Below are 21,914 nucleotides of genomic sequence, written 5' to 3' on the forward strand. Positions count from 1 at the left end.
GCCGCCCTGCCAATGCGAGAGAGGAACCGTGATCGAAGCTCTCCTGTGGATCGGGTGCCAGGACTTGGGTTCGATACGACCTGCGCGCAAAACGCGCATAGGAAGCGTGGTGCCGCTGTTTGCCTGCGCACTCCGCTACGTCTCCTGTAGCGACGGCAGGCCCCTGCCATCAGAAACAAAAAGGCCCGGCAGTTGCCGGGCCTTTGACTCACACATTCGAAGCCGATTTCACTCGCGCTGCCAGACCTGCTCGCGGCAGATGAACGCGATGCAGCCCGACACACCGATGCGGTTGGCATCGAGCATCTTGGCCTTGGACTTGTAGGTCTTGCCGTTGGCCGGATCGAGAATCGTGCCGCCCGACCATTCGCTGCCATTCGGTTTGAGATCCCACAGGATCGTCATGCCGGTGATCGGCTGGTTGCGACGTGTGCCGCTGCACTTGTCGCAGACCGGATTCGGCCCGCGATCGGACTGCAGCACTTGGGCCACACGACCACTCAGCGTGCCGTTCGCCGCCTGTGAGATCTCCACGATCGACTTCACTCGACCGGTCTCGTCGTCGATGGTCTTCCAGCGCCCCACCGGCGACTGCGCAGCCGCGACCATGGATGCGAGCATCAACGGCATGCCCACCACGGCCATCAGCCACATCTTCTTCTTGTCCAACATTTCGATCCCTCCCTCGAAGCTGCGACCAGCACAGCGCCTGCGCAGATGGCGGAGTTATAGCCGATCTGCGTCTGAAAAACGTCCGCCGCTGAAGCCAGTTCAGCGGCGGCTGTGCCTTAGCGCAGTGCTGCTCAATCCACGGATTCCGCGGCCCCGACGGTCGCCTGTCCACCGATGTGTCGGGAGAAGAACGCCAGCATCTCCGTGTAGAGGTTCACGCGCGCCTTCTCGTCGTAGAAGCCGTGCATCTCTCCTGACTGGATGATCATGCCTTCCGGGGCATTCCCGGCTGCAATGAGCGCACGATTCATCAGCTCGGTCTGCTCGGGCGGGGTGCGCTCGTCACGTGCACCAGCGGCGAGGTAGACCGGAATCTTGACCTCGCCCGCCCGCCGGGCTGGAGAGCTGGCTGTCCATTCCGTTGCGTTCGTGCCATGTGTACGACGCAGGAAACGCAGGCCGGCGTCGCTCTGCGGGATATCACCACGTTTGAACATCATGTCGATGTCGTAGACGCCGACGTAACCGAATGTGCACTTGAAAAGTCCCGGCGCACGGATCGGCGCCATCAGTGACGAGTAGCCGCCGAAGCTGCCCCCGTAGATGCAGATGCGCTCGGCGTCGGCGTGTCCGTTCTGAATCGCCCATCGGGTGGCCTCGACGATGTCGTTCTGGATGCCCTGGCCCCACTGCAGATGGCCGGCATCCTGGAACCCCTGGCCGTAGCCGCCGGATCCGCGGTAGTTCACCTGGAGAACAGCATATCCACGGCTTGCCAACAGCTGCGTCTCATAGTTGAACGCCCAGTTGTCGCGAGGGCCGATCGGGCCGCCATGTGGATTCACGATCATCGGAAGGTTGCGTCCTTCTGCCCCGTTCGGAATCGTCAGGTAGCCATGGATCTGCATACCGTCAGTGGAGCGGAAACTGAAAGGCTTCACCGATGCCATCTTCGCGGCATCGAGTTGCGGGCGACGCTGCATCAGGAAGCGTGCATTTCCGGTGTCGCGATCGTAGAGATACAACTCACCCGGATTGCTGTCACTTTCCACCGAGACGATGATCTTGCGGCCATCTTGGGTGTGGCTGGTGAAATCCACCATCTGCCCCGGGAATGCAGAAGACAGTGAAGCGTAAAGCGCGGCGTCTGCATGTTCCTCATCGATAAGGGTGACTTTCGGAGCGCCGGCTTCGGTTGCGACGGCGATCAGCGTCGAATCGTCTGTCGACCAGATGTAGTCTGAGATGTCTGCCGTCTCATCCTGGAAGAGCTGTGTGAATTCGCCGGTCGCGACATCCAGCGTGCCAAGTGCTTCAGGCGCGGATTTGTCGCTCTGCAGGGCGTAAACGGTTCCGCTCTCGGTCGTCCGGACCACCGAGAGATGCTTCCCTGCGGTTTTCGACGCGTTTACCAGCGTCCAGCTGCGGCCGTCACGACGGTACAGCTCGGAGCGTTCTTCGAACTCGCCTTCTTCGTTTCTGCTCGACGAGCAGACCGAGAACCTGGGTTCCTTCGCTTCGTCAAGGACGATGCTGCAGTTCTCTTTGGGCGCCCGTGCAAGTGGAGTACGTCGTCCACTCACGGTATCCATCATCACCAGCTGCGTACCGACACCTTCCGACGATCGTGCGGTGTTGGCACTCATGATGACGTTCTGGTCATCGTTCTTGAGCGTGTCGAGGAGGTTGAAACGCTCGTTACCGACCGAACGACTGCGCTGTGTGGCGTCACGCGTTCCGTAGAAGATCAAGGGCCGGGGCTGTGATCCGTCGGCATTGACCGCGAACCACTCGCCCGTCATGAAAGGCTGCGCGTAGCCACCCATCTTGCGTACTGCGTTGAACATCAGGCGCTCTGGACCGACCCAGTGGAAACTGCCCACGCTCTTCTTGTCGGGCAACTGGTTGACTTTGACGATCTGCAGATCGCTGGTCCGCATGATCGTCAGGACATCCTGATCGCCGCGATCGACCGTGATCGCCAGATAGTCGCCGTTGGGAGAAATCTTGACCGCGCCGTAGCTGGGATGGCTGACGAAGTCCTGGATCGTGTTCGAGGGTGCAGCTGCGGCTTCAGGCATTCCTGCCGAAGCAAGTATGGCGAGCGCAAGTAGCGAAATTCTCATCGAGTTGGCATTCCTTTAAGGTGTTGTGTCCCAAAGAAAAGCCCGGCTTGCACCGGGCTCTTCTGGATTGCGTCGGACGCTGATCAGAACTTGTAGGAGAGGCTCACGTAGAAGCGACGGCCCAGCGGATCCGCACCGAGGTAGTTGTTGAAGAACGGATAGCCGGTGAAGCTGTTGTCCTTGCGGTACTGGTTGTCCAGCACGTTCACGACCTGCAGCTGCGCCAGAAGGTTCGGCGTGAACTGCTTGCCGACACTCAGGTTGTAAAGCATGTAGGGCGCGAGACGACGGCCGTAAGCGCCGCCTGCAGCGTTCACACCGTCCACTTCGGCGTTGGTGAAAGCCGAGCCGTAACGCGTTCCGAATACGGTTGTGGTCCAGTCCCCGTAGGTCCAGCTCACGCTACCGCGCACGCGGCTGCGCTCCGGATACCAGAAGTTCTGGCTCGGCGGCACGTCGCGGTAATCGACTAGCTCTTCATCGGCGGTCTGCTTGTACTCGTTCGTGAGCTGCAGCGAGTACGCCAGATCGACGTTGAAACGGCCCACGCGATCGGTGTCCCAACGGTAGCGATAGGTCGCATCGACGCCGGTGGTGTCCTGCAGCGCAGTGTTGATGTAGGAATTGTTAATGCGCTGGATACGTCCGTCGTCGGGCGAGCCCGGGGCGTTTGTACGGGTGATCAGCTGGTAGAGGTTGCCGCAGATCGCTGCACTCGGAGGCGCACTGCCGTCCGCGTATGCGCCGATGCGGCACGCGGCTTCCTGTGCGAGAAGCGTGGTCGAGTCGAACTGGGACGCGGCGTCCGTCAGACGAATGCGGTACCAGTCAACCGACAGCGACATGCCATCGATGATGTCCCACACGAAACCGGCGGTCCAAGACTCGCCTTCTTCTTCCTTCAGACCCGGGTTGCCGGCAATGATGGTCTGTGCCGAATAGATCGTCGGGTCGCCGCTCACGTTGCAGGCAGGACGGGTACGCGGACCCTGCGCAGCGCCGGGTCCAGTGCCGGAGCGGCATGAGAACTCGTCGAGAATGCTCGAGAACGACGCCGCGCCTTCTGCATAGATCAGCTGCATATCGGGCGCGCGGAAGCTGGTCGCGTACGAGCCGCGGAACAGCAGGCTGTCCCACGGACGCCACTCGAGACCCAGGTTGTAGGTTGTCGCCGCGTCGACCGACGAGATGTCGTCGTACTTGTCCCAACGCGTGGCGAAGTTGGCCGCCAGCGAGTTCAGGATCGGCACGCGGAACTCCGCGCCTACTGCGTAACGATCGCGGGTGCCGTGCGTCTCGCCCGAGCTGGTCAGGTTGTAGATCGTCTGGTTGTCCAGGGGACGCAGCTGATCGGTACGGAAGTCGCTGACCAGATCCAGCTTCTGCTGGTTCCATTCCAGGACGCCTGCGAAACCGACAGCGCCTGCCGGCAGTTCGAACAGATCGCCGCTGACATTGAACGTGGCGCCTGCGACGCTGGTCTCGGACCTGTCGATGACGCGCGTCGCGAACGAACGATAGATCTCCGGCGTGATCGGGCTCGACCAGCGCGCGAGATTCAGCTGGTGCACCGGGTAGATGCCCGCTGCTGTGCCCTGCGCATTGCTCCAGCCCAGACGCGGGCCGAGGAAATAGTCGTGCACGGACTGGGCAAGCAGGCGCGGACGGTCACGCTCGTAGTTGTAGTACCCGTAATTCGCGCTCGCTTCCCAGTCGAAACGGTCGGCGAAGCTGCCGGTGATGCCTGCCGCGATGTCGTAGGTGTACTCCTCGAACACGCTCGTAGCAGCTTCGTTGCCACCCAGTTCCTGCGGGGTGAACACACGCTGCAGCTGCACGATGTCGCGCAGACCGGAGTCGTAGTAGAACGCGCTGGTGCCACCGGTCGAAAGCTGGTTGAAGCGGTCGCCGCTGGTGCCCCAGAACTCCGTGCCCGAACCGGCCTTGGCTTCGGTGGTGTAGTAGTTCGCCGATGCCCAGAGCTGCGTGGTGTCGGTCAGATCGAAGGTGCCGCGGCCGTAAGCCGAGTAGAACTGACGCTTGTTCGAGATCGAACGGCTTGCGTTGGTGGTGTAGGAGCCGCAATACAGGCCGCGTGCTGCGGTCCGGCGCGACTCGAAGCCGAGCGCGTCACAGGCGTCTTCGCCGGGGTAGAAAGCGTTGTGGTTCACGGGGCCATTGGCAGACGCAAGGCCGCGGATCGCAATCAGCGACAGCGCCGGGTTGGTGAACTGTGCACCGAGCGGGCCATTACGGTTATCCGCGAGGAACTCGCGCTGGCTGGCGAAGACCGGCTCCTGCTCGGCGTACTGGAATGCCCACAGACCGCTCCAGCGGTCTCCGGTCTTGCCACCGGTCAACTCTACGTTGACCGAGTCGCCACCGCCCTCGGCAGTGGTGCCAGTGGTCACGCGCGCGAAGTTGCCTTCGAAATTCTTGCGCAGAACGATGTTCACCACGCCGGCGACCGCGTCGGAACCGTAGATCGCCGAAGCGCCGCCGGTCAGGACTTCGATGCGCTCGACGATCGAGGTCGGAATCGCCTGGATGTTGGTGACGTTGTTGTCGCGGTTGTACGGCTGCGGATACTGGGCCGGTCGACGACCGTCGATCAGCGTCAGGGTATAGCCAGGGCCGAGGTTACGCAGATTGACGACCTGGGCGTTCGGCGTGAAGCCGTTGACCGCCAGATCACCTGTGAACGAACTGGTCGTGTTCTGGCTGAGCGTCTGCAGCATGTCGCCGACAGTCTGGAATCCCTCCCGGTCGATCTCGGCGCGCGTGATCACGGTGACAGGCGCGGGACCTTCGATCTCGGCGCGCTTGATTCGCGAGCCGACGACCGTGACCGTGTCGAGCGTGCGCGACGCCGAGGAGCTGGTGGTCGTCGAGGTCGTCTGTTCATCTGCATCCTGTGCAAAGGCAGGCGCAGCGAACGTCAGGAACATGGCACCGGCAACGGCGGTGCTCAGCGGGTTCAGCCTCGGACGGAGGCTCTTGCGATAGATCATTGAGTTGGATCCCCTGGAGTCATTGAAATCGTCCGGCGTATTGCGTCCCCCATCCCTGCATGAGCGCAGGATGACTCGCAATAATTTGTTAACGGACGATTAACATTACTGCCACATCAAAATGATGTTTGCAAGTGTTGCGCTGCAGCGAAATCAAGAATTCTGCGAGATAAGTACAATCTGTCTCCGTCATATCGGCCAATCGCGCGTGACAGTTCCTTCCAGAATTCCGCAAGGCGGGCTCGCCTCACTCCCCCGCATCCGCAACATCATTGCCATCGGCTCCGGCAAGGGTGGCGTGGGCAAATCCACGACGGCGGTGAACCTCGCGCTTGCGCTGGCGGCCGATGGCGCGCGGGTCGGTGTGCTCGACGCCGATGTGTACGGCCCTAGCATTCCGATGATGCTGGGCCTGTCGGGCAAGCCGGACAGTCCGGATGGCAAGTCGATCCTGCCGATGCGCGCGCATGGCATCGAGGCGATGTCGATCGGGCTGCTGGTCGACCAGGACACGCCGATGATCTGGCGTGGGCCGATGGCGACGTCGGCATTGACGCAACTGCTCAACGACACGCTGTGGGGTGGCGACGAGGCGCTCGACTATCTGCTGGTCGATCTGCCGCCGGGCACGGGCGACATCCAGCTCACGCTGGCGCAGAAGATTCCGGTGGCCGGCGCGGTGATCGTGACCACGCCACAGGATGTGGCGACGCTTGATGCGCGCAAGGCACTGAAGATGTTCGAGAAGGTCGAGGTCGCGGTGCTCGGGCTGGTCGAGAACATGGCGCAGCACGTGTGCTCGAACTGCGGGCACGTCGAGCATCTGTTCGGCGACGGTGGCGGTCAGCGCATGGCGACGCAGTACGGCGTGCCGCTGCTGGGTTCGCTGCCGCTGGAGATCGGCATCCGCGCGCAGGGCGATGCCGGTGTGCCGATCGTCGTCGCGGCGCCGGATTCGCCTGCCGCGCAGGCCTATCGCGCCACTGCGCGCCGGCTGGTGGAGGAACTCGAGAAGCGGCCGCGGGCGCCGATGTCGATTTCCGCGTCGCTGGTCTGACACCGCGGCTGTGGCGGGGTGACGCAGGCGGGCTGCGCGGCGACAATGCGCGTCCAGGCCGCCGCGCCGCAGGAACCCCACGATGAGCATCAAGAGCGACCGCTGGATCCGCCGCATGTCCGAGCAGGGCATGATCGAGCCCTTCGAGCCGGGACAGATCAAGCAGGACCCCGCCGGCCAGCGCATCGTCAGCTACGGCACATCGAGCTACGGCTACGACGTGCGTTGCTCGCGCGAGTTCAAGATTTTCACCAACATCAACTCGACGATCGTCGATCCGAAGCATTTCGATCCCGGCAGCTTCGTCGACATCGAAGCGGACGAATGCATCATTCCGCCGAACTCGTTCGCGCTGGCGCGCACGGTCGAGTACTTCCGCATCCCGCGTGACACGCTGGTCGTGTGTCTGGGCAAGAGCACGTACGCGCGCTGCGGGATCATCGTCAACGTGACGCCGCTGGAGCCGGAATGGGAAGGTCACGTCACGCTGGAATTCAGCAATACGACGCCGCTGCCGGCGCGCATCTACGCCAACGAAGGTGTCGCGCAGATGCTGTTCTTCCAGTCCGATGCCGACGACGTGTGCGAGACCTCGTACAAGGATCGCGGCGGCAAGTACCAGGGCCAGCGCGGCGTCACTCTGCCGCGCACCTGATCGCAATCACCAGCCCCACTTCACGCAAGGATGCGAGATGCACGACTCAAACCCGTATGCGGCGCCATCGGCGCCCCTGCAACTCCACGATGTCGAGGTCATGGCGGATCGCCTGACGCGATTAGGCGCATCGCTGATCGATAGCGCCATCATCTGGGTCGTGATGGTCCCCCTTATGTGGTTCGGGGGATATCTCCCTGCGGTGATCGAGTCGGCGCAGCGCGGCGAGCAGCTTCATATTGGCCTGATTCTGCTCTGGATCCCGATCGGAACAGCCGTCTTTGCAGCAGTTCACTGGTGGCCATTGAAAACAGGTGGCCAAACGTGGGGCAAGCGCATCGTCGGTATCCAGATCGTCACTCTTGATGGCCAACAGGTAGCACCGTTGCGGGTGATCCTCGCGCGTCATCTCCCGGTAAGGGCGGTGAGTGGGATTCCCTTCGTCGGCGCATTTCTCATGATGATCAATATCTGCATGATTTTCCGCCAGGACCGGCGCTGCGGGCACGACTTCGTCGCCGGGACGCGCGTGGTCCGCGCGCGCTGAGTCAGCGCGGCAACGCGGCCTGCAACTGGCCGATGCGTTCCACAAGCTGCTCGGGCGTATAGGGCCGTGCGGCGACGCGACCCCACACAGGTGCCGGCCACGCGGGATCATCCTGTTCGCGGCCGATCACATGCACATGCAGCTGCTCGACCATGTTGCCGAGCGCGGCGATGTTGAGCTTGCAGGGCCGGAATGCATCGCGCAGCAGGCGCGCGGCGATGTCGATCTCGTCGGTCAGCTGGCGACGCTGGTCGGCATCGAGATCGATCATCTCGCGGGCGCCGGCGATGCGCGGCACCAGCACCAGCCACGGATAGTTGGCGTCGTCCATCAGTCGCAGCTCGCACAGCGAGAGCGTCGCCAGCGGATGGGTGTCGTCGGCCAGCTGCGGATGCAGCGCGAAGGCGGTGTGGGTCATGGCGTCGCATCCTGCCGCAAGGCGGCATCGAGGAAAGCGAGGGTGGCGCGGCGCGCGGCGGCTGCGCTGGCTGCGTGGTAGTGGTCCGGGTCGACATCGCGGTTGAAGCCGTGCTCCCCGGGATGCACCAGGAATTCGGCGTCGGGCTGGGCGCTGCGATGGCGCGCAATGTCCTCGGGCGGGATTGCGGAGTCTTCGGCGCCGAACTGGAACAGCATCGGTGCCTGCAGCGGTTCGTCGAGGAACGGCACGGTGCGCGCGCCGTAATAGCTGACCGCGGGCAGCGCCAGACGCGTATTGGCGAGAAAAGCCAGCGTGCCGCCCCAGCAGAAGCCGACCACGCCGATGCCGCGATGGCCTTCGGTGTGCAGCGCGCCGCGGCAGCTGCGGAGGATGCCGACGGCACGTTCGGTGCCCAGCGCTTCAACGATTTCGCGGCCGCGCGCGAAGCCGTCGGCGTCGTAGGCGAGTTCGACGTGGCGCGCGACCGGGTCGAACAGTGCCGGTGCCAATGCCACGTAGCCCGCAGCCGCGTAGCCATCGGCGACGCTGCGGATGTGCGCGTTGACGCCGAAGATCTCCTGGATCACGACGACCGCGCCCAGCGCGGCGGCGCCATGAGGCGGATCCGCGCGCCAGGCATTCACCGGTCCGGAGGGCGTGGCGAGGATGACGTCCCGGCCCATGGGGAATCCCTGTTCAGGTGGCGCCCCGAGTCTAACCGAGTCGCGAACGGCGAATCCGTGCGGCCGGTCCTCAGGCGGGCCGGCGGTATACTGCGCGGCCATCGCGCGCGGGCGTCACGCCGCGCGACCGCGATCCCAGCCGCCCCCGGCGGCCATCTTCTAGCCACGGTTCCCATGTCCGCAGCCAATCCCAAGGTCGGGTTCGTCAGCCTCGGCTGTCCGAAAGCCCTCGTCGACTCCGAGCGCATCCTCACCCAGCTCCGCGTCGAGGGCTACGACATCGTCCAGACCTACGACGATGCCGACGTCGTCGTCGTCAACACCTGCGGCTTCATCGATTCGGCGGTCACCGAATCGCTGGACGCGATCGGCGAGGCCATCGCCGAGAACGGCAAGGTCATCGTGACCGGTTGCCTGGGCAAGCGCGAAGCGGTGATCCGCGAGGCGCATCCCGGCGTGCTGTCGATCAGTGGCCCGCAGGACTACGGCTCGGTGATGCGCGCGGTGCACTCGGCGGCGCCGCAGACGCACAACCCCTTCATCGATCTGGTGCCGCGCCGCGCGGCGCTCGACGACATCGGCATCAAGCTGACGCCCAAGCACTACGCGTACCTGAAGATTTCCGAAGGCTGCAACCATCGCTGCAGCTTCTGCATCATTCCGTCGATGCGCGGCGATCTGGTCTCGCGCCCGGTCGACGACGTATTGCGCGAAGCCGAGAAGCTCGTGCGTGGCGGCGTGCGCGAACTGCTGGTGATCTCGCAGGACACCTCGGCCTATGGCGTCGACGTGCGTTACGCCGAGCGCACCTGGCGCGAGCGCCAGTACGCCACGCGCATGAAGGCGTTGTGCGAGGGCCTGTCGGAACTGGGCGTGTGGACGCGCCTGCATTACGTGTATCCGTACCCGCACGTCGACGACATCATTCCGCTGATGACCGAGCGCCACGCCGACGGCATGCCGAAGCTGCTGCCGTATCTCGACGTGCCGCTGCAGCACGCCAGCCCGCGCATTCTGAAACTCATGAAGCGCCCGGGCGCCATCGACAAGACCCGCGAGCGCATCGCGCGTTGGCGCGAGATCTGCCCGGAACTGACGATCCGCAGCACCTTCATCGTCGGCTTCCCCGGCGAGACCGAGGACGATTTCCAGCAGCTGCTGGACTTCCTCGACGAGGCACAGCTCGACCGCGTGGGCGCATTCGCGTATTCGCCGGTGACCGGCGCGACCGCCAATGCGCTGCCCGACGCGGTGCCCGAAGAGGTCAAGCAGGAGCGCCTCGCGCGCTTCATGGAGAAGCAGGCGGAGATTTCGACCGCGCGGCTCGAGGCCAAGGTCGGCACGGTGCAGATGTGCATCGTCGACATGGTCGATGGCGATCTGGCGATCGCACGTTCGATGGGCGATGCGCCCGAGATCGACGGCGTGGTGCAGATCCAGGATGGCCGCGAGGCCGACCTGCAGCCCGGCGATTTCGTCGATGTCGCGATCATGGGCAGCGACGAGCACGATCTCTACGGCGAGGTCGCGCAGGTGCTGGCGTGATCCGCCGCGCGGCGGTGCTCGCCGCCGCGATGTGCGCGGCCGGTGTCGCGCTCGCCGCCGATGGCTTGAGCGGCACGTATCAGCCGGCCGGCGACGCCGGTGCGGCGTTTCCCGCCGACGCGCAGCTGGTGGTGCGCGCCGAAGGCCGCGGCTGGCTTGCGATGTTCCGCGGCGAGGGTCTCGCGCTGTTGCCGCTGAGCGCGATGGAGCAGCACGGTCTGTTCCCGGATATCGGTCCCGAGGCACGCCTGCAATGCGCGTATTCGCGTGCGTTCCTGTTCTGCCGCGTGTCGCCGGGCACCGCGTTTCCGGACAAGAACTTCACCTCGACGACGGGGTATTTCACCGCGCTGTCGGACGACGGCATCTTCGAGATGCGGCGCGTCGATTGATGACGCGCGTGGACGGCGCCGACGACCCGCTTCAGCGCGTGGTCGCGTCCCGGCGCGACGCTTCGATCGCGTCCACGTAGTCCCAGGTCGCGACCTCGATCGCATCGATCGATGCGATCGCCCACGGCAGCAGACGCCGGCCTTCCTCACCGCCGTCGTCGCGCATCGTGCCCGCGGCGTTGTAGTCGACCAGCGCCTGCCACGCAGGCAGCCGCGCATCGACGGTGTCGCGCAGCCGGCGCAGCGCGGCGTCGGCCACGGGCGCCGAACCGGGCGTGGAGAGAGTGGCGCTGGCCCGTGCGTGAAAGTCGGCCCCGAAGTGATGGGTATCGGTGCGTGCGCGCCAGAACGCGCCGAGCCGGAAGCGCTCGTCATCGGCCGCGGTCTGGCCGCGCGCGACACCGGGCAGGCTGCGCTCGATCAGGAATCGCCGCAGTCGGTGCGCGAGATCCGCGTGCGCCAGCGTCTTCGCGTCGGACGCGGGGCGCGCTGCGTTGCCCTGCGATGGAACGGGTTTCGGCGCGTCTCGCGTGCAGCCGGGCAGGGCGAGCAATACGACCGGCAGCAGCCACACGCTCACGAGGCACGCTTTCGAGCGCCATCGCGACGCAGGGACATCAGTCGCGCTCACGCCGCGCGATAGTCCACGGCGAGCACCGCGAAGCGCACCAGACCGCTCGGCAGCTGCGCCTCGAACTCGTCATCGACGCGTTTCTTCAGCATCGCGCGCGCCAGCGGCGAATCGATGCTGATCCAGCCGGCTTTGGCGTCGGTCTCGTCGGGCCCGACGATGCGGTAATGCGCGAGTTCGCCGCTGTCGATGTCTTCCAGCTCGACATGCGCGCCGAAGAACACGGCGTCGGGATCGCTGGGCGCCGCATCGATCACGCGCAGCGATTCCAGCCGCTTCGACAGATAACGGACGCGCCGGTCGATCTCGCCGAGCTGCTTCTTGCGATAGGTGTACTCGGCGTTCTCCGAGCGGTCGCCTTCGGCAGCTGCCGCGGACAACGCGCGCACGACCTCGGGCCGTCGCACGCGCCACAGATCGTCGAGTTCGGCCTTCAAACGCGCGTGGCCTTCGGGCGTGATCAACGCAGTGCTTTTCTCGGCAGGCGGGCGCCAGCGGCTCATCGCGTTCCGCTCAGCGCTTGCCGCCGAGCAGGCTGCCCAGCAGGCCGCGCACAAGACGGTTGGTGATCGTGCGCGCGGCCTGTTTGCCGGCCGCCTCCACCACACCTTGGCGACGGCCAGTGCCGAACAGGAAGTCGTTGATCTTCTGCCCGGCGCCGCCTTCGGCAGGCGTGGCGTCGCGTGCGGTCTTCGCCGGCGGCGCCTTGGCCTGCGCGGTTGCGTCCTCGGCGCGTTTCGCGAGAAGCTCGGCCGCGGATTCGCGGTTGATGGCGGTGTCGTACTTGCCGCCGACCGGGCTGTTCGCACGCACCTGCGCACGCTCTTCCAGGGTGATCGCGCCCATGCGGCAGCGTGGCGGCGCGATCAGCGTGCGCTCGACCGGCATCGGCACGCCCTTGTCCTGCAGCGTGGACACCAGCGCTTCGCCGGTGCCGAGCTGGGAGATCGCACTGGCGACATCGAGCGCAGGATTCGGCACGAAAGTCTCGGCCGCCGTGCGCACCGCCTTCTGGTCGCGGGGCGTGAACGCACGTAGTGCGTGCTGCACGCGATTGCCGAGCTGGCCGAGCACGTTGTCGGGCACGTCGTCGGGAAACTGCGAGCAGAAGTACACGCCCACGCCCTTGGAGCGGATCAGACGCACCACCTGTTCGATGCGTTGCTGCAGCGCGGCCGGCGCATCGTTGAACAGCAGGTGCGCCTCGTCGAAGATGAAAACGAGCTTGGGTTTGTCGAGATCACCGACTTCCGGCAGCGTCTCGAACAATTCCGACAGCAGCCACAGCAGGAAGCTCGAATACAGCCGCGGGCGCAGGATCAGCTGGTCGGCGGCGAGGATGCCGATCACGCCGCGACCATCGGTCGAGGTGCGCATCAGGTCGTTGAGTTCCAGCGCAGGCTCACCGAAGAAATGATCGCCGCCGTCCTGTTCAAGCCGCAGCAGCGAACGCTGGATTGCGGCCACTGATTGCGGGCTGACCAGGCCGTACTGCGTGGAAATATCCTTGCGCTCGTCGGTCACCACGCCCAGCAGTGCGCGCAGATCGGCGAGATCGAGCAGCAGCAGGCCGCGGTCGTCGGCGAGCTTGAACACGATGTCGAGCACGCCCGACTGGGTGTCGTTGAGTTCGAGGATGCGCGCGAGCAGCAGCGGGCCGACTTCGCTGACCGTCGTGCGCACCGGATGACCGAGCTTGCCGTAGAGATCCCAGAACACCACCGGGCTCGCGGCCGGCGCCCAGTCGGCGACGCCGATCTCGGCCGCGCGTGCGAGCAGCTTGTCGTTCGATGTGCCCGCGACCCCCAGTCCGGCGACATCGCCTTTGACGTCGGCCATGAACACCGGCACGCCGATGCGCGAGAAGCCTTCAGCCAGCGTCATCAGGGTGACGGTTTTGCCGGTGCCGGTCGCGCCGGCGACGAGGCCGTGGCGGTTGCCGAGCTTCGGCAGCAGGTGGACGGGCCCGGCCTCGGGGGTGGTGACGGCTTTGCCGAGCAGGATCGGGTCCATCGCGTGCGCGCTCCATGAGGTGGATGCCGCGATTCTAGCGACTGCGTTGCAGTTCGCACTGCGCGCCTTGCCGCGCCGCGACGGGCAGGGCTACCCTGCGGGCCCTGTCTGCTGGACCCCCGTCACGATGCGAGATTCCGTTTCCACGACGCTGCGCCTGGGCGCCCTCGCGCTGGCGCTCGCGCTGGCCGCTACGGCTACCGATGCGAACGCGCAGTCGCGCCGCGACCGCGAAGCCGGCGAGGCGCTCAACCAGCGCATGCTCGATGCCGAAGCCCGCTACCGGCAGGCACTGGTGCAGATCGCCAACGACGATCCGGCAGGCATGACGGCCAGCAATGCGGCGCTGGAGGACATGGAAGACGTGATGCTGGCCTGCGAGAAGCAGCGCGGCTGCAGCGTTCCGCAGTTGCTGACGACCTACAAGCGCCTGCTCAAGTCCGATGCCGATGCGCAGGCCGGGCAGGGGCCCGAGGACGCCGACGTCGATGGCCTCGAAGGCACGCTGCCGACCGCCGATGTGCCGGCCGCCGCCAGCGCCTCGGCGTTGCTGGCCGAGGACGAGCGCTTCAAGCGCATGGTCCAGCTCAATCCCGCCGTGCAGGCGTCGATCCGCCGCTGGCTCACCGACATGCGCGTGTCGCTGATGACCAGCCACGAGAACTACCAGTACATGCAGCACCTGATGTCGCCGGCGTTCAAGCGCAGCGGTCTGCCCGAGGCGCTGCTGTTCGGCATCATGGCCAAGGAGTCCAACGGCCGCGTGCATGCGCGCTCGCGCGCAGGCGCTGCCGGTCCGCTGCAGTTCATGCCGGCGACCGGGCGCCGCTTCGGCCTCGGCCCGGACGGCACCGGTTTCGACACGCGCTACGACCCGCGCCTGTCGGCCGACGCGGCCGCGGTGTATCTCAACGAGCGCTTCGCCCAGCACGGCAACGAGATCGAATACTGGCTCGCCGGCTACAACGGCGGCGAAGGTCGCGCGTTGCGCGTGTATCGCGAAGCGGCAGGCCGCAGCTTCTGGGATCCGGACGTCTACAACCAGTTCCCGGCCGAGACCAAGGACTACGTGCCGATGGTGATCGCCGCGGCGTGGCTGTATCTGCACCCGCAGGAATACGGCCTGACGTTCCCGAAGATCGACACGCGCCCGGCGACGTTTACCCTCGAGCGCCCGGCATCGATCTACGAGCTGACGATCTGCCTCGGCAACGGCAACACCCGCGACGGCTACATGCGCGCGCTGCGCAACCTCAACCCCAGCTATGAAGCCGAGAGCCTGCTCCCGGTCGGCACCACGCTCGCCGGCACCACGCGCATGGCCAGCCTGTACAAGCGCTGGTGCGTGCGCGGCGAACGCGCCGATCTAGCGGCCGAACTGGTCAACAGTGATCCACGCGCGGCGATCGTGCGCACCGGTGCGATCGAAGTGCTGTCGACCGAGGGCGACCCGCCGCCGGCTGCGGTGCCGCCGTCCGCTGCCGCGCCGCGTCCGCCGGAGGCTGCGCCTGCACCGGCGCCCGCACCCGCACGCACGCATCGCGTGGCGCGTGGCGAAACGCTCGGCAGCATCGCCCAGCGCTACGGCTGCGATGTGCCGGTGCTGGCGCGTGCGAACGGCCTGCGCGCGCCGGCGTATGCACTGCGGCAGGGGCAGTCGTTGACGTTGGAGGGGTGTTCGCGCTGAGGGTGGCGTCGTTTCGACGTGCTCGCCAACTCTCACTAGCCTGGAAACCTGCACCTCTCCCTTTGGGAGAGAGCCTGCCCCGGACTTGATTCGGGGCCGGCGCGCGCAGCGCGTCGGGTGAGGGCGGGGTTGTCTTGCAAAGCGACAAAAGCACCCTCACCCCAACCCCTCTCCCGGCGGGAGAGGGGCTCGGGATTGCGGAGATCTTCGCGTTGCTGAAATCGGCGCCGCGCGCCGCTTTCAGTCGGCTGTCCGCACCGCCAGCCGCTGCCCCAACCGCACCGGCGATTCGGCGTGCAGCGACGGCTCCAGATCGGCCACACCCTTCGGCAACAGCACGATCACCGTCGAGCCGTAATTGAAGCGCGCCATTTCTTCGAAGCGCTGCAGGGTGATGCCCCGGCCGCGCCAGTCCTTGCGCTGGATGCGGTCGCCATAGGCGGGAATTTCCTCGCCGCTCCAGACCGTTTCCACGCCCGAGACCAGCAGCGCGCCGACCATGACCTGCACCATCGGGCCGAAGTCGGTGTCGAAGTGGCAGACCAGACGCTCGTTGCGGGCGAACAGGCGCGGCACCTTCGACACCGCGGCGGTGCCCACGCTGAAAAGCCGGCCGGGCACGTGCACGGTTTCGCGCAGCGTGCCGGTCCACGGCATGTGCACGCGGTGGTAGTCGCGCGGCGAGAGGTAGACCGTCGCGAAGCTGCCGTCCAGATACGGAACGGCGTCGGCCGCATCGCCGAGCAGTTCGGCGACGGTGAACGACTGCCCCTTGGCCTGGAAGATGCGGCCCGCTTCGATCGGGCCGCACTGGCTGATATGGCCATCGGCCGGCATCACCAGTGCACGCGGATCGGGATCGGCAACGCGCGCGCCCTCGCGCAGGGCGCGGGTGAAGAACGCATTGAAGCTGGCGTATGACTCGGGATCGGAATTCGCCGCTTCCGACAGGTCGACACCGAACTTGCGCACCACGGTGTCGATCAGCCAGCGGCGCGTGCCGGGGTTCTGCGAATACGCCAGGCGCCGCGCCAGCGACGACAGATAGCGGTGCGGCAGGGCGTAGGTCAGCGAGGTGACGAGACTCATGGGCGGTGCTCGGCGGTCAGGCGCAGCAGATCGGCGGCCACGGCCTCGGGGCGCGGGGTTTCGGCGTTGAGCACGCTGCCCGAGACCACGCCTGCCATGCGGCCCTGCGGATCGAGCACGGCCAGCGAGGCGCTGTGGTCGACGGTGTAGGCGCCGTCAGGCGCGTCGCGGTCCAACGGCACCTTGGCGAACACCATCGACAGCGAACGCGCGAAGCGCTCCAGCGACGGGATGTCCGCGGTCGCGGCCAGCGTGTCGCGGTGGAAGGCATGCGCGTAGTCGCCGAGGCGTTCGGGGGTGTCGCGATCGGGATCGACGGACACGAACAGCACGCGCGGACGCGTTGCTTCGGGCAGCGCTTCCCACTGGCGCTGCGCCTGGGCGAGATGGGTCAGCGTCATCGGGCAGATGTCGGGACAGTGGGTGAAGCCGATGAACACCAGTGTCCAGTGACCAGCGAGTTCGCCCGGCAGTAGCTGGGTGCCATCGGACTGCTGCAGCGCGAAATCGGGCAGATCGCGCGGCGCCGGATACAGCTGCACGACCTCCAGCTGCGGCGCGGCGGCGCTGCCGCTCGAGGCGAAATACTTCTGCGCGACCAGCAGGCCGAGCCCGCCGGCGAGCGCGACGCAGAGAATGACGAGGGTGGTCCTGTTGAACATCGCGAAGTCCGGTTCGAGCGCCGGGCATGATAACCGGCGCGCCTGTCGGGGCCGTGGCGGGGCGGTGACCTATAATCCGCGTCCATCAAGCCGTCCCGAGCTCCGCGCGCCATGACCGAAGAACTGCAGACGATCGTCGACCTGATCCGCTACGGCGCCAGCCGCTTCAACGCCGCCGGCCTCACCTTCGGCCACAGCTACGACAACGCGATCGACGAAGCCACCCAGCTGACCCTGCACGCGCTGCATCTGCCGCACGACCTGAGCCCCGTCTACGGCCAGTCGCGGGTCACGCTGGCGGAGAAGGAAGACGTGCTGGCGCTGTTCCTGCGCCGCATCGAGGACCGCATGCCGGCCGCGTATCTGACCGGCGAGGCCTGGTTCGCCGGCTTGAGCTTCAAGTCCGATGCGCGCGCGCTGGTGCCGCGTTCGCCGATCGCCGAACTGATCCTCGCCGGCTTCGAGCCCTGGCTCGGCGGCCGCGAAGTGCGCCGCGCGCTGGACCTGTGCACCGGTTCGGGCTGCATCGCGATCGCGATGGCGCACCACAACCCGGACTGGCACGTCGACGGCATCGATCTCAGCGACGAAGCCCTGACGCTCGCCGCCGAGAACGAAAAGCGGCTCGAAGTGCGCAACACGCGCTTCCTCAAATCCGATCTGTTCGACGGCCTGCAGGGCGAGCACTACGACCTGATCGTCACCAATCCGCCCTACGTCACCAATGACGAGACCGACGCGCTGCCGCAGGAATACGGCTACGAGCCCGAGATGGGCCTGCGCGCCGGCGACGACGGCCTGGACCTCGTGCTGAAGATCCTGCGCGACGCTCCGCTGCATCTGACCGAAGACGGCCTGCTAATCTGCGAAGTCGGCGAGTCCGAGCAGCACCTGATCAAGCTGCTGCCCGAGCTGCCGCTGTTCTGGATCGAATTCCAGGTCGGCCAGATGGGGATCTTCGTCGTCGAGCGCCACGACCTGGTCACGCACAGCGCGAAGATCACGCAACTGGCGGCGGCGCGCGAGGGCAAGACTGCGGCTGCCGTCGCGGCGACGGTGAGTGCGGGGGCGGGGTTGTTCTGAGCGCGTAGTGTTCCGCGCTTGGCATGAAGCTCAAGATCCAGTTCATTCGCGCGAACGCCTAAAGCGTCGTCATCCCAGCGAAAGCTGGGATCCAGTTTGATTTTCCCGGAATGGGCCAGATCAAAATGGGCCCCAGCTTGAGTAGACATGCGTCTGTTGAAAGCCGCTGGGGCGACGAGCGAAAAAACATCGCTCCAGGGGGAAGCGTTCCGAACCCCAACGGTTCGCTCCGAAACCATGCGTCCACGCGCGTCCCGCTCGCGTTAAGCTTGCCGGCCCGCGTTTTCGTGCTGCGTCGCCCGACGCCCGTCCCATGTCCAGCAACAGCTTCGGTCAACTGTTCACCGTCACGACCTTCGGCGAAAGCCATGGTCCGGCGATCGGCTGCGTGGTCGATGGCTGCCCGCCGGGCATCGCGCTCGCGGTCGAGGATTTCGAACACGATCTGGCCCGGCGCGCGACCGGCAAGACCCGGCACACCTCGGCGCGGCGCGAGGCCGACGCGGTCGAGATCCTCAGCGGCGTTTATGAAGGCGTGACCACGGGTACGCCGATCGCGCTGCTGATCCGCAACACCGATGCGCGCAGCAAGGACTACGGCAACATCGCCCGGCAGTTCCGGCCCGGGCATGCCGATTACGCCTACTGGCAGAAGTACGGCATCCGCGATCCGCGCGGTGGCGGCCGCTCGTCGGCGCGCGAGACCACGATGCGCGTCGCCGCGGCGGTGATCGCCAAGAAGTGGCTGCATGATCGCTTCGGCGTGCGCGTGCATGGCTATCTGTCGCAGCTGGGCGAGATCGTGCCGGTGCAGTTCGACAGCGCCGCGATCGACTGGGACGTCGTCGAATCGAATCCGTTCTTCTGGCCCGACGCCGCGCAGGTGCCCGAGCTCGAAACCTACATGGACGCGCTGCGCAAATCCGGCGATTCCGTCGGTGCACGCGTGACCGCCGTCGCCGACGGTGTGCCGCCGGGCTGGGGCGAGCCGATCTACGGCAAGCTCGATGGCGATCTGGCCGCGGCGATGATGTCGATCAATGCGGTCAAGGGCGTCGACATCGGCGCCGGTTTCGCCTCGATTGCGCAGAAAGGCAGTGAGCACCGCGACCTGATGACGCCGCAGGGCTTCGCGTCGAATCATGCTGGCGGCGTGCTCGGCGGCATCAGTACCGGCCAGCAGATCGTGGTGTCGACGGCGTTCAAGCCGACGTCCAGCCTGCGTCTGCCGGCCCATGGCCTGGACACCGACGGCCACACGGTCGAAGTGATCACCACCGGTCGCCACGACCCCTGCGTCGGTATCCGCGCGACGCCGATCTGCGAGGCGATGCTCGCGCTGGTGCTGATGGACCAGGCGCTGCGCCATCGCGCGCAGTGCGGCGATGTCGGCACCGTGACGCCGCGGATTCCGGGGCGCATCGATGGCTGAGTCGCGTCCGAAGGTCTGGGTGTCGCAGCCGCTGTTCGACGACATCGTCGAGCGCTTGCACGCGCATTTCGATGTGGTGCAGGTGCCGGACGTCAGTGAACACGACGCCGCTGCCATCGCCGCCGCGCTGCGGGAGGTCGATGGCGCGCTGGTGACGCTCAACGAGCGCATCTGCAGCGACGCGATCGCCGATGCAGCGAAGCTGCGCGCAGTCGCCAACGTCGGCGTCGGCTACAACAATCTCGATGTGCCGGCGCTGCATGCGCGCGACATCGTGGCGACCAACACGCCCGACGTGCTGACCGAGACCACGGCCGATTTCGGCTTCGCGCTGATGATGGCCGCCGCACGCCGCGTCACCGAGGCCGAGCGCAATCTGCGCGCGGGCAAGTGGCAGGGCTGGAACTTCAAGGGTCTGCTCGGCGCCGATCTGCACGGCAGCACGCTGGGCATTCTCGGCATGGGCCGGATCGGGCAGGGCATTGCGAAGCGTGCGTCCGGCTTCGACATGCGCGTGATCTATCACAACCGCAGCCGCTTGCCGGTTGATGTCGAGCGCACATTCAACGCGTCGTATGTCGATTTCGACACGCTGTTCGCGCAGGCTGATCACCTGGTGCTCGTGCTGCCGTACTCGGCCGCCAGCCACCACATCGTCGACGCGGCCGCACTGGCGAAGATGCAGCCCACGGCGACGCTGACCAATATCGCCCGTGGCGGCATCGTGGACGAAGTCGCGCTGGCCGATGCGCTCGCGAACGGCCGCCTGGCCTCGGCCGCACTCGACGTGTTCGAAGGCGAGCCCGCGGTCGATCCACGCCTGCTCGCGCTGGACAACATCGTGCTCACCCCGCACATCGCCAGCGGCAGTCTCGCCACGCGGCGCGCGATGGTCACGCTCGCGGTCGACAACCTGATCGCCGCGCTCGGCGCGGGTCCGGATGCGGGTCATCCGCCGAGCCCGATCGCGCCGGCTAAACAAGACGCCATCGACGTGAAACGTCCGGGAACCGCCTGAGCGTCAGGGGCGGGCGGTTCCCCGAAGCCCACGCAATGCAGCGCCCGCGCGTTCCGCGCGACCTACGTCCAGATCTTTAGAGAAGTGTGCAATGTCCAGCTCCCAGAACCGCCGTTTCCGCGTTGCCGTCGTCGGTGCCACTGGCGCCGTCGGCGAGACCATGCTGTCGATCCTCGCCGAGCGTGATTTCCCCGTGTCCGAACTCGTGCCGCTCGCCAGTGAGCGCTCGGCCGGCACCACCGTGAAGTTCGGCGGCGACGACATCGTCGTGCAGGATCTCGCCACCTTCGATCCCGCCGGCATCGACATCGCCCTGTTCTCGGCAGGCGGCGACACCAGCAAGGCCTACGCGCCCAAGTTCGCTGCAGCCGGCGCCGTTGTCATCGACAACAGCTCCGCGTTCCGTTACGACGACGACGTGCCGCTGGTGATCAGCGAGGTCAATCCGGAAGCGGCCCGCCAGCGTCCGCGCGGCATCATCGCCAACCCCAACTGCTCGACGATGCAGATGCTGGTCGCGCTCGCACCGCTGCATCGCAAGGCAGGCATCGTGCGCATCAACGTGTCGACCTACCAGTCAGTATCGGGCGCGGGACGCTCCGCGATGGAAGAACTCGGCCGCCAGACCGGCGACCTGCTGAACTTCCGCAGCATCGATCCGCAGAAGTTTCCGGTGCAGATCGCGTTCAACCTGATCCCGCAGATCGACGCGTTCCTCGAAAACGGCTTCACCAAGGAAGAGATGAAGCTGGTCTGGGAGACCCACAAGATCCTCGGCGACGACAGCATTCTGGTGAATCCCACTGCGGTGCGCGTGCCGGTGTTCTACGGCCATTCGGAATCCGTCGCCGTCGAACTGCGCGAGCGCATCACCGTTGACGAAGCGCGCGCGATCCTCGCGACCGCGCCGGGCGTGGAAGTCGTCGACGAGCGCGTGAGCGGTGGCTGGCCGACGCCGGTCACGCACGCCTCGGGTCGCGACCCGGTCTTCGTCGGCCGCATCCGCGAGGATCTCTCGCACCCGAACGGCCTCAACCTGTGGATCGTCGCCGACAACATCCGCAAGGGCGCCGCGCTCAACGCGGTGCAGGTCGCCGAACTGGTCGCCGCCGAGGGCTGAGCCCGCGCGATGCCGCGTCGCAGCCACGGCTGCGGCGTATTGCGTGGATACTGGCGCGATGCGGTGGACG

General features: G+C 66.1%; 20 protein-coding genes. 10 read left to right on the top strand and 10 right to left on the bottom strand.

What is annotated here, in order from left to right:
• Positions 1 to 228 precede the first annotated feature (228 nt).
• The 3 genes from LU699_RS14375 to LU699_RS14385 all read right to left on the bottom strand — a co-directional run bounded on the left by LU699_RS14375 (position 229) and on the right by LU699_RS14385 (position 5,746).
• Positions 229 to 654: a DUF2147 domain-containing protein gene (locus tag LU699_RS14375; RefSeq protein WP_232137353.1), complete on the bottom strand. Its 426-nt coding sequence runs from the start codon at positions 652 to 654 to the stop codon at positions 229 to 231.
• A 149-nt stretch (positions 655 to 803) separates the two neighbouring features.
• Entirely contained in the window at positions 804 to 2,798 is a 1,995-nt protein-coding gene (locus LU699_RS14380) for an alpha/beta hydrolase family protein (RefSeq protein WP_232136926.1), read from the bottom strand.
• 83 nt (positions 2,799 to 2,881) lie between these two features.
• The gene (locus LU699_RS14385; protein ID WP_232136925.1) at positions 2,882 to 5,746 is read right to left on the bottom strand and encodes a TonB-dependent receptor domain-containing protein; all 2,865 of its coding nucleotides are present in this window, start codon (positions 5,744 to 5,746) and stop codon (positions 2,882 to 2,884) included.
• A 271-nt stretch (positions 5,747 to 6,017) separates the two neighbouring features.
• Between LU699_RS14385 and apbC the strand changes: the two genes are divergently transcribed.
• From apbC to LU699_RS14400, 3 genes are all read left to right on the top strand, one after another.
• Positions 6,018 to 6,866, top strand: coding sequence for an iron-sulfur cluster carrier protein ApbC (apbC, locus tag LU699_RS14390; RefSeq protein ID WP_232136924.1), 849 nt, complete (start codon positions 6,018 to 6,020; stop codon positions 6,864 to 6,866).
• An 82-nt stretch (positions 6,867 to 6,948) separates the two neighbouring features.
• Positions 6,949 to 7,521 carry a dCTP deaminase gene (gene dcd / locus LU699_RS14395; RefSeq protein ID WP_232136923.1) on the top strand — a complete coding sequence of 191 codons (573 nt, stop codon included), beginning with the start codon at positions 6,949 to 6,951 and terminating at the stop codon, positions 7,519 to 7,521.
• Between the two features lie 37 nt (positions 7,522 to 7,558).
• Positions 7,559 to 8,068 (top strand): RDD family protein, encoded by a 510-nt coding sequence (locus LU699_RS14400; RefSeq protein WP_232136922.1) that lies wholly within the window; start codon positions 7,559 to 7,561, stop codon positions 8,066 to 8,068.
• 1 nt (position 8,069) lies between these two features.
• On the opposite strand, the gene LU699_RS14405 is transcribed toward LU699_RS14400, so the two are convergent.
• Together LU699_RS14405 and LU699_RS14410 are read right to left on the bottom strand one after the other, a co-directional pair.
• The gene (locus LU699_RS14405) at positions 8,070 to 8,486 is read right to left on the bottom strand and encodes an HIT domain-containing protein (protein WP_232136921.1); all 417 of its coding nucleotides are present in this window, start codon (positions 8,484 to 8,486) and stop codon (positions 8,070 to 8,072) included.
• Positions 8,483 to 9,172, bottom strand: coding sequence for a dienelactone hydrolase family protein (locus LU699_RS14410; protein ID WP_232136920.1), 690 nt, complete (start codon positions 9,170 to 9,172; stop codon positions 8,483 to 8,485). Before LU699_RS14410 ends, LU699_RS14405 begins: the two co-directional genes overlap by 4 nt.
• A 174-nt stretch (positions 9,173 to 9,346) precedes the next feature.
• Here LU699_RS14410 and rimO point away from each other — a divergent pair, with 174 nt between their 5' ends.
• Both rimO and LU699_RS14420 read left to right on the top strand, forming a co-directional pair.
• Positions 9,347 to 10,717, top strand: a complete 1,371-nt coding sequence (rimO, locus tag LU699_RS14415; protein WP_232136919.1) for a 30S ribosomal protein S12 methylthiotransferase RimO — start codon at positions 9,347 to 9,349, stop codon at positions 10,715 to 10,717.
• The gene (locus tag LU699_RS14420; RefSeq protein WP_232136918.1) at positions 10,714 to 11,109 is read left to right on the top strand and encodes a hypothetical protein; all 396 of its coding nucleotides are present in this window, start codon (positions 10,714 to 10,716) and stop codon (positions 11,107 to 11,109) included. The genes rimO and LU699_RS14420 overlap by 4 nt, the downstream gene beginning before the upstream one ends.
• Before the next feature lie 31 nt (positions 11,110 to 11,140).
• Here the strand turns inward: LU699_RS14420 and LU699_RS14425 are convergent, their stop codons facing one another.
• From LU699_RS14425 to LU699_RS14435, 3 genes are read right to left on the bottom strand one after another with little or no spacing between them, the layout of a single operon-like run.
• Positions 11,141 to 11,689, bottom strand: a complete 549-nt coding sequence (locus LU699_RS14425; RefSeq protein ID WP_232136917.1) for a hypothetical protein — start codon at positions 11,687 to 11,689, stop codon at positions 11,141 to 11,143.
• Between the two features lie 47 nt (positions 11,690 to 11,736).
• Complete coding sequence (gene greB, locus LU699_RS14430) at positions 11,737 to 12,243, bottom strand: transcription elongation factor GreB (protein ID WP_232136916.1); 507 nt, start codon at positions 12,241 to 12,243, stop codon at positions 11,737 to 11,739.
• Positions 12,244 to 12,253: 10 nt separating this feature from the next.
• On the bottom strand, positions 12,254 to 13,753 hold the full coding sequence (locus LU699_RS14435; RefSeq protein ID WP_232136914.1) for a helicase HerA-like domain-containing protein: 1,500 nt from the start codon (positions 13,751 to 13,753) through the stop codon (positions 12,254 to 12,256).
• Positions 13,754 to 13,880: 127 nt separating this feature from the next.
• Here LU699_RS14435 and LU699_RS14440 point away from each other — a divergent pair, with 127 nt between their 5' ends.
• Positions 13,881 to 15,440: a transglycosylase SLT domain-containing protein gene (locus tag LU699_RS14440; RefSeq protein WP_232136912.1), complete on the top strand. Its 1,560-nt coding sequence runs from the start codon at positions 13,881 to 13,883 to the stop codon at positions 15,438 to 15,440.
• Between the two features lie 240 nt (positions 15,441 to 15,680).
• Here LU699_RS14440 and asd read toward each other — a convergent pair whose 3' ends face one another.
• Complete coding sequence (gene asd, locus LU699_RS14445; protein WP_232136911.1) at positions 15,681 to 16,529, bottom strand: archaetidylserine decarboxylase; 849 nt, start codon at positions 16,527 to 16,529, stop codon at positions 15,681 to 15,683.
• Positions 16,526 to 17,191, bottom strand: coding sequence for an SCO family protein (locus LU699_RS14450; protein WP_232136910.1), 666 nt, complete (start codon positions 17,189 to 17,191; stop codon positions 16,526 to 16,528). The genes asd and LU699_RS14450 overlap by 4 nt, the downstream gene beginning before the upstream one ends.
• 111 nt (positions 17,192 to 17,302) lie before the next feature.
• Between LU699_RS14450 and prmB the strand changes: the two genes are divergently transcribed.
• The 4 genes from prmB (at position 17,303) to LU699_RS14470 (ending at position 21,844) form a co-directional block, all read left to right on the top strand.
• Positions 17,303 to 18,274, top strand: a complete 972-nt coding sequence (gene prmB, locus LU699_RS14455; RefSeq protein WP_232136909.1) for a 50S ribosomal protein L3 N(5)-glutamine methyltransferase — start codon at positions 17,303 to 17,305, stop codon at positions 18,272 to 18,274.
• A gap of 313 nt (positions 18,275 to 18,587) precedes the next feature.
• A complete protein-coding gene (gene aroC / locus LU699_RS14460; protein ID WP_232136908.1) occupies positions 18,588 to 19,706 on the top strand; it encodes a chorismate synthase in 1,119 nt (372 codons plus the stop codon).
• The gene (locus LU699_RS14465) at positions 19,699 to 20,724 is read left to right on the top strand and encodes a 2-hydroxyacid dehydrogenase (RefSeq protein WP_232136907.1); all 1,026 of its coding nucleotides are present in this window, start codon (positions 19,699 to 19,701) and stop codon (positions 20,722 to 20,724) included. Before aroC ends, LU699_RS14465 begins: the two co-directional genes overlap by 8 nt.
• A 91-nt stretch (positions 20,725 to 20,815) precedes the next feature.
• Positions 20,816 to 21,844, top strand: a complete 1,029-nt coding sequence (locus tag LU699_RS14470; protein ID WP_232580220.1) for an aspartate-semialdehyde dehydrogenase — start codon at positions 20,816 to 20,818, stop codon at positions 21,842 to 21,844.
• The last annotated feature ends 70 nt before the right edge of the window (positions 21,845 to 21,914 follow it).

It is taken from the genome of Luteimonas fraxinea (assembly GCF_021233355.1).
Lineage (GTDB): Bacteria > Pseudomonadota > Gammaproteobacteria > Xanthomonadales > Xanthomonadaceae > Luteimonas > Luteimonas fraxinea.

Bases quoted from the DNA above. Each gene is read 5' to 3' on its own strand.
- rimO (WP_232136919.1), top strand. From the start codon at position 9,347: ATGTCCGCAGCCAATCCCAAGGTCGGGTTCGTCAGCCTCGGCTGTCCG.
- LU699_RS14375 (WP_232137353.1), bottom strand. From the start codon at position 654: ATGTGGCTGATGGCCGTGGTGGGCATGCCGTTGATGCTCGCATCCATG.
- LU699_RS14380 (WP_232136926.1), bottom strand. From the start codon at position 2,798: ATGAGAATTTCGCTACTTGCGCTCGCCATACTTGCTTCGGCAGGAATG.
- LU699_RS14470 (WP_232580220.1), top strand. From the start codon at position 20,816: ATGTCCAGCTCCCAGAACCGCCGTTTCCGCGTTGCCGTCGTCGGTGCC.
- LU699_RS14400 (WP_232136922.1), top strand. From the start codon at position 7,559: ATGCACGACTCAAACCCGTATGCGGCGCCATCGGCGCCCCTGCAACTC.
- dcd (WP_232136923.1), top strand. From the start codon at position 6,949: ATGAGCATCAAGAGCGACCGCTGGATCCGCCGCATGTCCGAGCAGGGC.
- LU699_RS14435 (WP_232136914.1), bottom strand. From the start codon at position 13,753: ATGGACCCGATCCTGCTCGGCAAAGCCGTCACCACCCCCGAGGCCGGG.
- asd (WP_232136911.1), bottom strand. From the start codon at position 16,529: ATGAGTCTCGTCACCTCGCTGACCTACGCCCTGCCGCACCGCTATCTG.
- prmB (WP_232136909.1), top strand. From the start codon at position 17,303: ATGACCGAAGAACTGCAGACGATCGTCGACCTGATCCGCTACGGCGCC.
- LU699_RS14410 (WP_232136920.1), bottom strand. From the start codon at position 9,172: ATGGGCCGGGACGTCATCCTCGCCACGCCCTCCGGACCGGTGAATGCC.
- LU699_RS14405 (WP_232136921.1), bottom strand. From the start codon at position 8,486: ATGACCCACACCGCCTTCGCGCTGCATCCGCAGCTGGCCGACGACACC.
- LU699_RS14440 (WP_232136912.1), top strand. From the start codon at position 13,881: ATGCGAGATTCCGTTTCCACGACGCTGCGCCTGGGCGCCCTCGCGCTG.
- LU699_RS14450 (WP_232136910.1), bottom strand. From the start codon at position 17,191: ATGTTCAACAGGACCACCCTCGTCATTCTCTGCGTCGCGCTCGCCGGC.
- aroC (WP_232136908.1), top strand. From the start codon at position 18,588: ATGTCCAGCAACAGCTTCGGTCAACTGTTCACCGTCACGACCTTCGGC.
- LU699_RS14385 (WP_232136925.1), bottom strand. From the start codon at position 5,746: ATGTTCCTGACGTTCGCTGCGCCTGCCTTTGCACAGGATGCAGATGAA.
- greB (WP_232136916.1), bottom strand. From the start codon at position 12,243: ATGAGCCGCTGGCGCCCGCCTGCCGAGAAAAGCACTGCGTTGATCACG.
- LU699_RS14465 (WP_232136907.1), top strand. From the start codon at position 19,699: ATGGCTGAGTCGCGTCCGAAGGTCTGGGTGTCGCAGCCGCTGTTCGAC.